Genomic DNA, 15,143 nt, shown 5'->3' with positions numbered 1-15,143 from the left:
CCGCTGGCTCGCCCGTGACCGTGACCCTGTCGAACGGCGCTGTGATCACCATCGACGCCGGCAAGACCACCGGCACCGTGAACGTTCCAGCGCCAGCTGACGACGTCTACAAAGACGCCGGCTCTGTTCAGGCCACGATCAGCAAAGCTACCGGTGGCAATTTCGAAAACCTGGTACCGAGCACCGCGCCAGCAGTGACCACCGTCACCGACACCGTCGACACCACCACCGTAAAACTGAGCGCAACCGCCACAGCGGCCGAAGGCGGCAACGTCGTCTACACCGCAACCGTCGGCGCACCCGTCACCGGTTCGCCAGTTGTCGTGACGTTGGCCAACGGCCAGAACATCACCATCGCGGTCGGCCAGACCACCGGCACCGTAACCGCCGTCGCACCGAACGATGCGCTGACCGGCAACGCTCCGCTGACCAACTCGATCACCAACGTCAGCGGCGGCAACTTCGAAGATCTCGTCGCCGACAAGACCCCGGTCAGCACCACCGTGACCGACACCGTCGACACCACCAACCTGTCCCTGTCGGCGACCGGCTCGGTGGCGGAAGGTGGCCAGATCACCTACACCGCGACATTGACCAACGCCGCTGGCTCGCCCGTGACCGTGACCCTGTCGAACGGCGCTGTGATTACCATCGACGCCGGCAAGACCACCGGCACCGTGAACGTTCCAGCGCCAGCTGACGACGTCTACAAAGACGCCGGTACCGTGCAGGCGACCATCAGCAGCGCCACCGGAGGCAGCTTCGAAAAACTGGTACCGAGCACCACGCCAGCAGTGACCAGCGTCACCGACACCGTCGACACCACCACCGTCAGCATCACTGGCAGCAGCTCGGTGACCGAAGGCCAGACCGCCAGCTATACCGTCAGCCTCAATCACCCGGCGCAGACCGAAGTGACCCTGAAAATCGTCTACAGCGGCACCGCTGCCGACGGTTCGGACTTCACCGGTGTGTACACCGTGAAGATCCCGGCGGGCGCCAGCAGCGCGCAGTTCAACGTCGCCACCCTCGATGACAAGATCACCGAAGGCACCGAGAACTTCGTGGTCAAGATCGATTCGGCTACCGGCGGCAACTTCGAGAACCTCGCGGTCAGCAGCACCAATGGCAGCGTCAGCACCTCGATCATCGACAACGATGCGCCACCGGTGCTCGATCTGGACGCCAACAACTCCAGCGGAGCGACCGGTGCCGATTACAAAGTGACGTTCACCGAGAACACCCCGGGCGCCGGCGTATCGATCGCTGACACCGACATCAGCATCACCGACCCGGACAGCACGATGCTGACCGGTGCCACCGTGGTGCTGACCAACCGTCAGGACGGCGATGCGCTGAATCTGGGCAACAGCGTCAACGGCATCACCATCAATGCCAACAGCACCAACGGCACGGTGACCCTGACCCTCTCGGGTAACGCGACCCTGGCCGACTACATGCAGGCCATCAAGAACATCAGCTTCACCAACAGCAGCGAAAACCCGAGCACCGTGCCGCGCGTCATCACCGTGACGGTGACCGATGGCGGCAACTACTCGAACACCGCGACGACCACGGTCAACGTGGTGGCGGTCAACGATGCACCGGTCGCTGCGCCGAGCAATGTCACCGGCACCGAAGACACGCCGCTGGTGCTCGGCTGGTCGACCTTTGGCGTCAGCGATGTCGACAGCCCGGCGAGCAGCCTTGGTATCAAGATCACGCAGCTGCCGGGCGAGGGCAAACTGCAGTATCTGGACGGCTCGACCTGGAAGGATGTTGCCAACAACCAGACCTTCAGCAAGGCCGACATCGACGCCGGCAAGCTGCGTTTCCTGCCGGATGCCAACGAGTCGGGCACCAATGGTTACGGCGGCACCGGCCTGGGCAACAATCAGGCGGACTACGCGCAGATCAAGTTCCAGCCTACCGATGGCCAAGCGCTGGGCAGCACCGGCACGGTGAAGATCGACATCACGCCAGTGGCGGATGCGCCGACCGTGGCCGTGGCCGATAACAGCGTTAAATCCACTGGCCTGATCAAGGAAGTCTGGACCGGTCTCTCGGGGCTGGGCACTGACGGCAGCGGCGCGAACTCGACCACCCTGAAAAACGTGATCGACGCCGCCGGCAAACCGAACTCCAGCGGCAACGTCACCAACGTGCAGTCTGACGGCAGTGTCGCCGCCGGTACGGCGTCGAAGACCTCTGGCCTGATCTACCTGGAAGCCGGCAAGACCTACAGCTTCAGCGGCGTGGCCGATGACAGCCTGCTGATCACCATCGGCGGCAAGAGTGTGGCTTCCGGTACCTGGGGCGCGGGCGGTGCGATCAATGGTTCGTTCACCCCGACCACCAGCGGCTACTACACCCTCGACATCTACCACCACAACCAGAGCGGCCCGGGCAGCTACGACGTCAACCTGTCGGTCAACGGCGGCACGCCGATCGATCTGAGCAACGCCGGCGTGCCGATCTACACCGGTGTGCAGGACCTGATCAACTCGGGCGTGACCGTCTCCGATCTGCACGGCACTAATGGCGAAGGCTATTACGACGGCTACAAGCTCAACACCGGCGCCGAAGGCACCACGGTGAAACTGTCGGCGATCAGCACCGCGCTGACCGACACCGACGGCTCGGAAACCCTGAGCGTGAAGATCAGCGGCGCGCCGGTCGGCTCGGTGCTCAGCGATGGCGCGGGTCATACCTTCACCGTTACCGCGAACAATGGCGAAGCCAACGTCACCGGCTGGAACCTCGGCTCTCTGACCGTGACTCCGCCGACCTACTACAACGGCCAGTTCAACCTGACCGTGACTTCGACGTCCACCGAACAGGTCGGCGGCTCGGCAAGCAGCAGCGCGACCATTCCGGTCACGGTAGTGCCTGCGGTGTACAACGCGGTCACCGCCACCTCGGGTGACGACAACGTCACCGGCACCGACGCCAACGACATCATCGTCGCAGACATCGGCGGCCTGACCGTGGTGCCGGGCACCAATTACAACATCGCGTTCATGGTCGACAGCTCGGGCAGCATGAGCGCCTCGTCGCTGAACGCTGCGAAAGACTCGCTGACCTCGGTGTTCAACAGCCTCAAGCAAAGTCTGGGCGGCAGCAATTCGGGCACGGTGAACATCTTCCTGGTGGACTTCGATACCCAGGTCAACAAGTCGGTGTCGGTGAATCTCAACGACCCGAATGCGCTGGCGCAACTCAAAGCCGTGCTGGATTCGATGGGCTCCGGCGGCGGCACTAACTACGAGGACGTGTTCAAGACCACGGCCAACTGGTTCCAGAGTGCCGACGCGGTGGCCAACAGCGGCGCGAAAAACCTGACGTACTTCATCACTGATGGCCAGCCGACCTATTACCAGACCGGCGAGCAAACCAATCCGACGCTGTATGGCAATGTGAAGCTCGACGACGTGGTGAAAACCAGCAACTACAAGCCGGGCGACACCTTCAGCACGTACATCGACAACACTCACGCATTGACGATCAACAGTGCCGGCACCGTGACTCTGCAGACCTACAGTTCGTGGTGGGGCTGGAGCAGCAGCAATCTGGGCACCATTCACGCTCAGGGTGACGGCACTTACGAGCTGTCGAACCTGGCCGGTACCGGTAACAGCACCAACTCGTCGACCACCAGCAACTCGACCAGCGGCTTTGCCTTGTTGAGCGGATTGTCGAACGTCGAAGCCATTGGCCTGAACAACGACGTCAGCCTCAACGACCTCAAGCCGTACGACTCGGACAAAACGCCGCAAACCAACATCGATCCGAAGGATCTGGCCAACTCGATCATCGGCCATACCGAAGCGACGATGCCAGGTAACGACACCGTCAACGGCGGCGAAGGCAACGACATCCTGTTCGGCGATCTGGTCAGCTTCAACGGCATTGCCGGCGAGGGTTACCAGGCGATGCAGGCGTTCGTCGCCAAGGAAACCGGCGTCGATGTCAGCAAAGTCAGCACCAGCAACGTGCACCAGTACATCACCGAGCACTATCAGGCGTTCGATGTGTCCGGTGCGCACGATGGCAACGACACGCTGCTGGGTGGCGCAGGCAATGACATCCTGTTCGGCTCGGGTGGCACCGACCTGCTCGACGGCGGCAAAGGCAATGACATCCTGCTCGGCGGCACTGGCAACGACACGCTGATTGGCGGTCAGGGCAACGACATCCTGATTGGCGGTTCCGGTGGCGACACCTTCGTCTGGAAATCAGGCGACACCGGTAACGACGTGATCAAGGATTTCAAAGCCAGCGAAGGCGACCGCATCGACCTGCGCGACCTGTTGCAGGGCGAAACCGGCAGCACGATCGACAACTTCCTGAAGATCACCACGGTCGATGGCACGTCGTCGCTGCAAGTCAGCTCGGCGGGCAAATTCAACTCGGGCGATGCCGCTGCGGCCACGCCGGACGTGACGATCAAACTGGAAGGCAACAACTGGGCGAGCGCCAACCTGCACAACCTGATTGCCGGCAGCGATCCGACCATCAAGGTCGACCACAACAACAGCTGAGGCTGAAACCAAAACGGCCGCCTCCTGTGAGGCGGCCGTCGCGTTTGCGGGCGATGCAGCGGTGACGATTTGATCGTCGCCCCGCATACTGGCGCGCAGTTGGCTATGCTGCTGACAGCATGACGCTGTTCATTTGTGAGGGATGCTCAATGTTTTACGTGCAACGCGATGCGCAAGGCCAGTTGATTCGCGTGGAAGCTGCGGCGTACGCCGAGGCCACGGAAACGCTGCCCGCCGATAACCATGAAATTCAGGCGTGGTACGCCAACGAAGCCGTGGAAAACAGCCTCAAACAGCTCAAGCAGAGCGACTTTGAAATGATTCGGGTACTCGACGACCTGATTCAGGTGCTGACCCAGAAAGGCGTGATCCGCGTCACCGACCTGCCGGCGGCGGCCCAGGCCAAACTGATGGACCGCACCCAGGCGCGTGAAGCGCTGGGCGGGTTGAGCCAGTTGATCGATGAGGATGAAGGCGGGTTGATCTGATCCTGGATCTTCACCGACTGGACTGGCCCTTTCGCGAGCAGGCTCGCTCCCACAATGATCGTTCCCACGCTCCGCGTGGGAATGCATCAAGGGACGCTCCGCGTTCCGACCGCAACTCAGTTATCACGGCCCGTCACCGTTGTGACGCAGAGCGTCACGGGCTGCATTCCCACGCAGAGCGTGAGAACGATCAGTTCAGGTCCCAGGGCTTCGGCTCACCGAGCAACTGCCCCTGCACGCCATACAAGCCCATCTCGCGAATCACCGACAGCTCCCCTTCAGTCTCGACCCGTTCGGCAATCAGCGGCAGATCGATGCTGTGCGCCGCGCGCTGGATCGCTTCGATAAACAGGCGCTTGTCGCTCTCCTGATCGATCGCCCGAATGTAGCTGCCATCGATCTTCAAATACGCCAGACCCAAGCGCGCCAGGTTGCCGATCATGCTGAAGCGCCCGCCGAAGCGCTGCAGGCTCAGCGAGAAACCGAGCTCGCGCAGGCGTCGGGTCAACTGCTCCAGCACCGCTTGTTCAGGCAGTTGCTCCTCGCCGATCTCCAGAGTCAGGCGTGCGCCGAGATTGGAATGCGCACGCAGAATTTCGAAGACTTTGTTCAACGCCTGCGGGTCAGCCAGGGTCGCCGAGGACAGGTTCAGCGCCAGCGACTCCTCATGTTCTTTCATCTGCTCCAGCACGCGTTCGAGCATCAGGCGATCGAGGCGTGCGGTCCAGCCGAAGCGCTCCAGCCATGGCAGGAAGCGTCCGGCGGGAATGGTCTGGCCCTGCTCGTCGAGCAGACGCGACAGCACCTTGTAATGCAGCACCAGTTGCGTGTCCTGCGCGGCGACCACCGGCTGGAAATACAACTCGAAACGCTGCTGACTCAAGGCCTGATCCAGCAGTCGATGCCAAGCGTGATGGTCGTCACCGACCTCCGCCACCAGACTCTGATCGATGCACGCCCAATTCTGCTCGCCCTGCCCTTCGGCCTGCGCGAGTGCCTGATCGCCCAGTGTCAGCACCGCTTGCGGGGAGTCACCGTGGGCGAACGGCGCCAGCCCGATCGAAGCCACCGCCGGCACATCGGTCGCGCCAGTGGCATGCAGGCTGCTCAAGGCATTGTCGAGATTCTGCGCCAGCTGCAGCGCTTCCTCGCGCACCAGCCCCGGCGCCAGCACGGCGAATTCACCGCCGCGAATACGCGTGACCAAGTCCTGGGTTTGTGGATATCTGGCGCACTCGCGGGTCAGTTGCTCACCGACGGCCTTGAGCAACTGGTCGGTACGCTGGCCGCCAAGACGCTGGTTGAGCCCGGCCAGATCCTTGACCCGCAACAGCAGCAGATAACCGGAACTGGCCTGCTCCGGGTTGCTCACGCGGTTGTTCAATTGCATCTCGAAATAGCGGCGGTTGGCCAGGCCGGTGAGGTTGTCCTGATAGGACTCGGTACGCAGTTTTTCACTGCGCTCGGCCTGCTCCTGAAACAGCGTCTTGAGCTTCTCGACCATCTGATTCATTGCCTGCACCACGCGACGCAATTCAGGCGTGCGCGGCAGATCCGGCAGGCTGAGAAACTCGCGGCGGGCAATCGCATGGGACTGCTGGACCATGTAATCGAGCGGCTTCAACTGCCGACGCAGCAACAGCGCGCCGAGCACCGCACTCAATGCGCCGCAGATCAGCAACCAGCCAAGACTGCCCAGTGCGCTCTGCCACAGCTTGGCCACGGCGAACATCGGATGGCTGACCACCTCGACCCGCGCCGCCTGCTCCCAGCCACGACTGACCAGTGCATCGCCACCAGCCGGCTCGAGGCCGATCAATTTGACGAACCAGTCCGGCACGTTGCTCACCGCCGGGGTACCGCTACGCTCGACAATGGTCTGGTCGGTCTTCACGTCGACCACGCGGATGCTCGCGTAATAACCGCTGTCGAAAATCGAACTGACCAGCAGCTCGACCATCGCCGGGTCGTCGATATTCGGCGTCAGCGACAATGCCAGCGCCGTCGCCGCGTCCTGTGCGTGAGAGCGCAACTGATTGACGTACTGGGTGCGCGAACTCTCCAGGCTGACCATGAAGCTGCCGGTGAAGGCCACGACCAGGAACAGACAGATAGCGATCAACAGCTGTTTGAACAAAGACATCTGAGCGCGTGCTCCTAGTTAGTCGTCTCGACCGGAAAACCTTCGGCCTGCATTTTTTTCAGCACATCCTGCCAGCGCGACAGGCGTTTGGTGTCGCCGACCTTTTTATTGCCCTTGGCACCTGGCAGATACAGACCTTCGGCATTGAAAGAGTAGACCGGCAGCAAATCGGTCCGCTGCGCCGCCGGCTGGATCGGATCGATCAGGCTGTCGAGCACCAGCGGCATGGCATCGGGGGTCGCATAGTACGTCAACACCATGTGCGCGCGGTTCTGGCGCAGCGCCTTGACGTAGGTGATGCGCAGCTTGTCACTGGAAACGCCGAGATGGCGCAGGCTGAAATACTTGGCGATGGCGTAGTCTTCGCAGTCACCGGCGCCCTTCCACAGGGCTTCGATCGGGGTTTCCCAATAATCCACTTCGCGCCACAGATCGATGTCTTCGACGTAACGCACCTGCTTGTTGAAGAACAGGTTCACCACCTTGAGCTTGTCCATCTCACTGACCTGCTTCTGCGTGGCCAGCAGATTCTGCCAGGCGTCGATGCGCTGCTGCCCCGCGCCCAGTGGCCCATAAAGAGCCGTGGCCTTGCGGCTGATCGCGGAAAAATCCCAATCGGCGTGCAGGCCGCCCAGCATGACGCCGGCCAGCAGCAATGCGCAGCCAAGCCAGCGCAAGGTCCGAGGGATCGCGAAACGTACCGCCACTGCAGGTTTTCCAGAAGGACAGAAAGGACGCGTTTGATGGTGAAGCTTAGCCCGGCAAAAAACAATGGCACCGTGAGATCATCGAAGACGCGCTAGACTTGAGATTGCCGCGCAACGTTTTACAAGGTTTGACAACCTGTAGAGCAATCACTAGTGTCATTTGGATCCAAATATTGCGACCTACAGGGTGTGTTGTCGTGACTCAGAAGCCCAAACCGCTGCACAGCATCAAAGTCGAAGGACCGATTCCTGCGCATCTGGCCCGGTCGGTGATCGAAGAAACCCTGCGCTCGGCCATTCTCGATGGCCGCCTGCCCTGCGGCACTGCACTGCGCCAGCAGGATCTGGCCGATCTGTTCGGGGTCAGCCGCATGCCGGTGCGCGAAGCCTTGCGCCAGCTCGAAGCGCAGGAGCTGCTCAGCGTCACCACGCACAAAGGCGCCGTGGTCGCCCCACTGATCCAGGGCGATGCTGCTGAAACCTACGAGTTGCGCATTCTGCTCGAGTCCGAGGCATTGCGGCAGTCCATTCCGCTGCTGACTGAGGCCGAGCATCAACTCGCCGCCGGCTACATCGACGAACTGGAAGCGCAGCACGACTACAACGAAATCGGCCGCCTCAACCGTCTCTTTCACATGGCCCTGTATAACAAGGCGCCCAACCAGCGACTGCTGCGCCTGGTGGAGGACGGGCTGAACGAAGAAGAACGTTTTCTGCGGTTCAATCTGGAAGCGATGGGCTTGGGCAAGCTGTCCCAGGATGACCACCGCGCCATGCTTCAGGCCGTAATCGAGCGGGACATACCGCGCTCGCTCGCAATGCTGGAGCAGCACCTCAACCGTGGCGTTGAGGTCATCACCCGATACCTGGCGACTCCCGCCGCACAGAAGCGTCACACCGCGCGCTGATATCCCGTACGTCGAATAATCCCCTTACAAATCTTCGCGACCGCTCTGCTGCCAGCGCTGGCAGCGGATCGGCGTGCCCGCTGGTGCCCGCCCCGGCCCTGCCGACGCATTTCTGCTGCCCGCCGATGACCAATCGGTAATAGCCGTGACGGCAATTTACCCGCACTCTTCCAGCGCCACCCCTACAGAACGGGGACGCGCCGCCCTGACGGCACAGTCCCCGCAACAGGAACCTACGGAAGGAGCCTTGTCACGGGAAACAGGAAGTCATGGCGCCGGTCCCGGCCAACTTTCGCCCCCTTTGAATTCATAAACTTCCCTTGTTTAAAAGTTGCTTCGAGTGAGGCATTCACTCTTGTTATCGATTTTGGCCGTTATTAGCCGAAAGGAGTAACTACGCCCAAATAAAACTTGATCTGAAAGTTTTATCGGTAACTCTCATATTCAAAAAACAGCCAACTTAAAATAATTGAAAATAAACTTGTTAAATTCATTTGCCCTGTATTAGTTTTTCTCTCGCCAGGTTTGAACGTCGCCGTTCAGCGCGGCATACCTCACGTAACAACCGCAGCACCCGTGGCGCCGCAACGGCGCCACAGCGCAATCAATATTTGCCCGACCAACTTGCTATCCAACTTGCTCGACCGCTTACAGCAACTGAAAAGAACCGTGCACTTCAATCAATGATAAAGGACATCATGATGCCCACTAAGCAGCAACTCGCCCTGAAGAAAGCCGAACTGAGTATTCACCCGATCTTTTCCGAGATTACTTCGTTATCGGTATTACGCCGTTTCATGGAAACCCATGTATTTGCCGTATGGGACTTCATGTCGCTGACCAAGCGCCTGCAACAGGAACTGACCTGCACGCGTTTACCCTGGTTGCCGCCGCGCGATCCCCACGCGGCGCGGTTGATCAACGAGATCGTGCTGGGCGAGGAATCGGACGATCGCCTCGATGCCGGCCATTACAGCCATTTCGAGTTGTACCTGGATGCGATGCGCGAGATCGGCGCGAGCACCACGGCGGTAGAGCGCTTTGTCGCCCTGCAGCAGGAAGGCGTGAGTTATGACGTCGCGTTGCAGAGCGTCGACGTCGTCCCGGCGGCCGCGCAGTTTGTCCGCGATACCTTGCGCATTGCCCTGGAAGCGCCGGGACACAGCGTCGCTGCCGCGTTCCTGCACGGTCGCGAGAGCGTTATTCCGACAATGTTCCAGCGCATCCTCGATGACTGGGGCATCGGCATCGAACAGGCACCGACTTTCCGTTACTACCTGCAACGGCATATCGAAGTCGATTCCGAAGATCACGGCCCCGCCGCCGAGCAGTTGCTGGAGCGTCTGGTCGATGGCGATCCGCAGCGCGCAGCCGAGGTTTATGCCAGCGCCATCGCCGCCGTGGAAAGCCGCATCGCCTTGTGGGACGGGCTGCGCCTGAGCATCGGCGTGGAAGTTGCCGAGGTGGCCCAATGAACGCTGCCGACTATCTATCCTTCGCCGACGCCTGGGAAAGCCGTGCGACCATCCGCACCCGTCCCCGGCGGCTGCTCGAAGACGATCAGCGCCTGATCTACCCGCTCAGCCGCCAGCCGCTGGTGCTCAGCGAAACCTTCCTGCGTGAATGCCCACAGCAACGTGATTTCGCCCTGGTGCAGACGTTGTACAAATTCATCAACGACGTAGTGATTTTCGAGACGGAAATCGTCGACAAGACCGCCCGCAGCATTGCCAAGAATCGCTTCGCCGTGGCATTCCCGTTCGCCTGTCGCTACGACGCGATGACCGTGGTGGTCGATGAGGATTACCACGCGCTGGTGGCCATGGATTTCATGCAGCAAACGGTCGCGCTGACCGGTATCGAGCCGATTCAATTGCCCGATGAAATCGAGCTGAGCCGGGCGATTCCCGCCGCCGTTGCGCTGGCTCCGGAACACCTGCGCAGCGCGGTGGAATTGATCTGCGTGGCGATCGCCGAAAACACCGTGACCGGCGACGTCGCGGCGTTCGCCCGCGACGATTCGGTCAAGCCGTCGATCAAGGGCCTGATGGCCGACCACTTGCTCGACGAAGGTCGCCACTCGAGTTTCTGGGCGCGGATGGTGCGCATCTATTGGCACACCGCCAGCGACGCAGACCGCGAAACCATCGCGCAGATTCTGCCGGTGTTCATCGGCCATTACCTGACCAACGACATCCAGAAGTCCTTCGATTTGCGCCTGATCGATGCGCTGCCGGTCAGCGAAACCACGCGCCATTCACTGCGCGAAGAAATCGCCGGACTGGCCTTCCCGATCAATCGCCACCACCCGCTGGTGGGCAACATCGTCAGGTTTTTCCACAACAGCTCGCTGCTCGACACACCGTGCGTGCAGCACGCCCTGCGCGACTATCTGGTTTGAGGAGACCGACATGAAACGTCTCGACATTTTGCTCACCGGCGCCGGCCAGGCGATGACCGACCTGGCCCGGGAACTCGAACAGCATGGCCATGCTGTGACCCGCAGCGGCGTGGCTCAAACGGCGGTGGATCTGATCATCGACGATGGCTTTATCGCTGCCGGCGATTTCTGCGCCATCCCGCATCTGCACCTGCGCCTGGGTGTCGCCGCGCAAGAGCATGGCGGCCTGCCGACCCTCGACTTGCTGTGCTTCCTCGGCTCGTCGCTGATCTGCCGCGTACCGATCGGCGATGAGCCGTCCGGCAACGGTCAGTCGCTACGCCAACGAGCGCTTGCCCATGTGGTCGATGAGGTGGCGTTGCTGGTCAGCCGCTTTTCCCGCGATGCCGATTATTTCCGCCATGCCCCTGCGCTGATCGCGCCGGATTTCGAACGCCTGGAAGACCTGCTGTTCATCGACAAACTGGCGTATGTCCACCGTCTCAACGACACGGCAAATCCGGCGCTGCTGCAACAAGCGCAGATCCCGCTGATCGAACGCCTGCGACAAAGCCTGATCGAACATGCCGAACGACCGGCGCTGCACCTCGGCGGACAGTCCATCAGCTACCGCCAATTGCACGCCCACAGCCGGGCGATCCAGCAGCGGTTGCTGCCCTTGCTCGAGCAACATCCGCAGCCGTGGGTGGTCGGTGTCTGCCAAGGCAAAAGCCCGGCGCTGTTTGCCTCGATTCTGGCGATTCTAGGCAGCGGCGCCGTGTACCTGCCGCTGGAGCCGAGTCATCCTTTGCCGCGTCAGCAATACATCCTGGAAAACGCCGGCGCGGTGCTGTTGCTTCACGATGGACAACAGGCGCTCAGCGAGTCGATAGCGGGGCTGGATGTCAGTGGCATCGAAGCGCCGAACGCCGATCTCGACCGGCCGCTGATGCAGCACCGCCCGGAACTTGATGCGCCGTGCATGGCGCTCTACACCTCGGGCACCACCGGGCATCCGAAAGGCGTGCTGCTCAGCCAGGCCAATCTCGCCCACTTCACCGCGTGGTACGCCGACTACGTGCAGCTGCACGCCGGAAGCCGGGTGTTGCAGTTCTCTTCGCTTAGCTTCGATTCTTCGCTGATCGACATCTTCCCCAGCCTGCTCGCAGGGGCGGAACTGATCGTGCCCGACGACACCCAGCGCCGCGATCCTTTGCAGCTGGTTGCGCTGATTCGCCGGCGGCAACTGACCCACGCCTTCCTGCCGCCGGCGCTGTTGAGCATCCTGCCGCTGGAGCAACTGGAGGGCGTGCAGGTGATGACGGGCGGTGATGTCTGCGAGCCGTACGTCATCGAGCAACTGACCCGCCAAGGCACCCTGCACAACCTGTATGGCCCGACCGAAGCCACCGTGCTGATCACCGCGCGCCAGCTCAAACCGGGCGACAGCAACCGCACGCTGGGAGGGCCGATCGCCAACAGTCGGGTGCTGATTCTCGACGACGATCTGCAACCGGTGCCTGATCAAACCGTCGGTGAGCTGTTCATCGTCGGCCCTGGTGTCTGCCTCGGTTACCTGAACAATCCGCAGCAGACCGCCGAGCGTTATCTGAGCCTGTCACTGCCCGGCGGCGAAACCCTGCGCACCTACCGCAGCGGCGACATGGCCAAGTGGGGCGAGCACGGTATCGAGCTGTGCGGGCGGCGCGACAATCAGGTGAAAATCCGTGGCTTTCGCGTCGAGCCGGAAGAGATCGAGCGCTGCCTGCGCGAGAGCCGCTTGTATCGGCAGATTGCCGTGGTCATCGACAGTCAGCGGCGGATTCTGGCGTTTCTCGCCCAGCCACAGACCGAGACTGCCCGCGACGCATTGAAGGCTCACGCCCGGCAGTTTCTGCCGGACTACATGCAACCGGGAGCGTGGACCGAACTGGCGCAGATGCCGTTCGCCAGTAACGGCAAAGTCGATCGCAAGACGCTGCTGACATTGCCGGTGACGGTGCAGGACAGCGCTGCGAAATGCCTGCCGGCCAATGCTGACGAAGCGCTGCTTCTTGAGGTCTGGGCCGAACTGCTGGAACTGCCGACCAGCGACATTTCCACTGACGAAAGCTTCTTCAATCTCGGTGGTCATTCGATTCTGCTGTCGCGGATGTTGCTGCGCTTGCGTGAGGAATTCGGCCGAAGCATTTCGATCAATCGCTTCATCGAACTGCCCACGATCAGCAAACTGGCGACGCTGGTGCGCGGCACCGATGACAGCGCCGTGCTCAGCGCTCAGGCCATGGCCGACGCCGAGCGCGCGCTGGACATCGAACCGCTGCCGATCAGCCGCATGGGCGATGTGCACAAGGTCATCGTCACCGGTGCCAACAGTTTTGTCGGCGTGCACATCGTCGAAGCGCTGCTCGGTTGGGGCGCCAGCGAGGTGGCCTGTCTGGTGCGTGATGGCGCCGGGCAAACGGCGGCGCAACGTTTCGCTCAGGCACTGCGCGAAAACCGTCTGGAGCACCTCGACCTGAGCCGTGTGCGGGTTTACGCAGCTGATATCAGCCGTCCGCAACTGGGCCTGGGCGATGAGGAATATCAGCGCCTGGATCGCGAATTTGGCGCGCTGGTGCACAACGCCGCCAACGTCAACCACGTGCTCGATTACGAGTCCCTGGCGGCGGACAACGTCGAACCGATATTTGCCCTGCTGAAGCTGTGCGAAGGGCAGCGCAAAAAGGTCTTCAACTTCGTCTCGACCCTGTCGGCATCCAGCACCGTGGATGACGCCGGTCGAGTGCTGGAACTGCCCGCCGCCGCGACGCCGCCGATCTATATTCGCAACGGCTACAACCTGTCGAAGTGGGTCGGCGAACGCATCCTCGAACGGGCGCGCGAGCGTGGTGTTCGGGTCAATCTTTATCGCCCTGGCAACATCAGCTTCAACAGCCTCAGCGGTGTTTGTCAGCCGCACAAGAACCGTTTGATGCTCATGCTCAAGGGCTCGATCCAGCTCGGCCAGGTGCCGGCCTTTGCGCTGAATTTCGACCTGATGCCGGTGGACTTTCTCGCCCGCTTCATCGCCTTCCATGCCAGCCGTTATTCAGCGCAACGCGCGGTGTTCAATCTGCACAATCCCGAGCCGCTGAGCTGGGATGCCTACGTCGCTTCGTTCCGCGAAACCGGCAGCGAGTTTTCGCTGGTCAGCGTCGCCGATTGGCAACAGCAACTGAGTCGGGTCGACGCCGACAACGCGCTGTTCGGCGTGCTCGGGTTCTACCTCAACGGCTTCGAGGAAGACATCGGCGACATCTCGCTGATCAGCCACGCCAACGCCGAGGCCGGCGTGCAGCAGATGGGCGCGCACTACCCACAGAAATCCCCGGCGCTGCTGCGTCGCGGCTGCGACTACCTGAAAGAAATCAACTTCATCTGACTCATCCCAAAGGAGCAACACCATGAGCAATCTGCAACCCGACACCCTGATCAAAAACCCGCAAGGCTGCCACGTTGTGTCGTCGGTGGAAGTGCCGGCGGACGCGGCAAAAGTCTGGGCGATCGTTGGCGATTTCGCTGGCTTCGAACGATTCATTCCGGCGCTGTCGCACACCGAAATGACCGGCGAGGGCGTGTCTTCGCTGCGCAAGAAAATCTTCAAGGACGGCAACGTCGCGGTCGAACAACTCAACTCGCGCGATGAACAGGCGCGGCGCATGACCTGGACGACGATCTACAACACGTTGGGGGTGGGGAATCTGTGGGCGGCGATGCAAGTGGAATCGCTGAGCGCAGGGAAGTCGCGAGCGACCTGGACGATCATTGCCGAACCGGCTGCGGGTGGGGATGAAGCATTGCCGGGGTTCAGGGATTTCGTGCAGGGGTTTGCCGATGATGCGATGGGCAATGTGCTGAAGCTGTTTGTCTAAGGCATCGGTTTGGCGGTGATTGAACCGCCGCTTTCGCGAGCAGGCTCGCTCCCACATCTGGA

At 61.4% G+C, this 15,143-nt stretch carries 8 protein-coding genes and 1 pseudogene; 7 read left to right on the top strand and 2 right to left on the bottom strand.

All coding sequences use genetic code 11. The features are described from left to right. Both F8N49_RS16970 and F8N49_RS16965 read left to right on the top strand, forming a co-directional pair. A pseudogene (locus F8N49_RS16970) lies at window positions 1–4,541 on the top strand (LapA family giant adhesin); the annotation flags it as partial. A 149-nt stretch (window positions 4,542–4,690) separates the two neighbouring features. Further along, on the top strand, window positions 4,691–5,029 hold the full coding sequence (locus F8N49_RS16965; protein WP_016772279.1) for a hypothetical protein: 339 nt from the start codon (window positions 4,691–4,693) through the stop codon (window positions 5,027–5,029). A 190-nt stretch (window positions 5,030–5,219) separates the two neighbouring features. Here the strand turns inward: F8N49_RS16965 and lapD are convergent, their stop codons facing one another. Together lapD and lapG are read right to left on the bottom strand one after the other, a co-directional pair. After that, window positions 5,220–7,172 carry a cyclic di-GMP receptor LapD gene (gene lapD / locus F8N49_RS16960; RefSeq protein ID WP_151551950.1) on the bottom strand — a complete coding sequence of 651 codons (1,953 nt, stop codon included), beginning with the start codon at window positions 7,170–7,172 and terminating at the stop codon, window positions 5,220–5,222. A 14-nt stretch (window positions 7,173–7,186) separates the two neighbouring features. Continuing rightward, window positions 7,187–7,879 carry a cysteine protease LapG gene (lapG, locus tag F8N49_RS16955; protein WP_073476740.1) on the bottom strand — a complete coding sequence of 231 codons (693 nt, stop codon included), beginning with the start codon at window positions 7,877–7,879 and terminating at the stop codon, window positions 7,187–7,189. Between the two features lie 197 nt (window positions 7,880–8,076). Here lapG and F8N49_RS16950 point away from each other — a divergent pair, with 197 nt between their 5' ends. The 5 genes from F8N49_RS16950 (at window position 8,077) to F8N49_RS16930 (ending at window position 15,081) form a co-directional block, all read left to right on the top strand. Continuing rightward, window positions 8,077–8,787: a GntR family transcriptional regulator gene (locus F8N49_RS16950; protein ID WP_151551949.1), complete on the top strand. Its 711-nt coding sequence runs from the start codon at window positions 8,077–8,079 to the stop codon at window positions 8,785–8,787. 698 nt (window positions 8,788–9,485) lie between these two features. Then, window positions 9,486–10,262 (top strand): DUF3050 domain-containing protein, encoded by a 777-nt coding sequence (locus F8N49_RS16945; protein WP_122707681.1) that lies wholly within the window; start codon window positions 9,486–9,488, stop codon window positions 10,260–10,262. Then, entirely contained in the window at window positions 10,259–11,188 is a 930-nt protein-coding gene (locus F8N49_RS16940; protein ID WP_122707683.1) for a diiron oxygenase, read from the top strand. The genes F8N49_RS16945 and F8N49_RS16940 overlap by 4 nt, the downstream gene beginning before the upstream one ends. A 10-nt stretch (window positions 11,189–11,198) precedes the next feature. Next, entirely contained in the window at window positions 11,199–14,591 is a 3,393-nt protein-coding gene (locus F8N49_RS16935) for a non-ribosomal peptide synthetase (RefSeq protein WP_151551948.1), read from the top strand. A 22-nt stretch (window positions 14,592–14,613) separates the two neighbouring features. Further along, entirely contained in the window at window positions 14,614–15,081 is a 468-nt protein-coding gene (locus tag F8N49_RS16930) for an SRPBCC family protein (protein WP_151551947.1), read from the top strand. The last annotated feature ends 62 nt before the right edge of the window (window positions 15,082–15,143 follow it).

Origin of the sequence: Pseudomonas sp. GXM4, from assembly GCF_008923895.1 — a bacterium.
Classification (GTDB): Bacteria; Pseudomonadota; Gammaproteobacteria; order Pseudomonadales; family Pseudomonadaceae; genus Aquipseudomonas; species Aquipseudomonas atacamensis.
Note: the sequence above shows the minus strand (reverse complement) of the source record. Positions and strands in the feature narration are given on the sequence as shown.

Excerpts from the sequence above, each read along its gene's own strand:
- F8N49_RS16940 (WP_122707683.1), top strand. The coding sequence starts at position 10,259 with ATGAACGCTGCCGACTATCTATCCTTCGCCGACGCCTGGGAAAGCCGT.
- F8N49_RS16965 (WP_016772279.1), top strand. The coding sequence starts at position 4,691 with ATGTTTTACGTGCAACGCGATGCGCAAGGCCAGTTGATTCGCGTGGAA.
- lapD (WP_151551950.1), bottom strand. The coding sequence starts at position 7,172 with ATGTCTTTGTTCAAACAGCTGTTGATCGCTATCTGTCTGTTCCTGGTC.
- F8N49_RS16930 (WP_151551947.1), top strand. The coding sequence starts at position 14,614 with ATGAGCAATCTGCAACCCGACACCCTGATCAAAAACCCGCAAGGCTGC.
- F8N49_RS16945 (WP_122707681.1), top strand. The coding sequence starts at position 9,486 with ATGATGCCCACTAAGCAGCAACTCGCCCTGAAGAAAGCCGAACTGAGT.
- F8N49_RS16935 (WP_151551948.1), top strand. The coding sequence starts at position 11,199 with ATGAAACGTCTCGACATTTTGCTCACCGGCGCCGGCCAGGCGATGACC.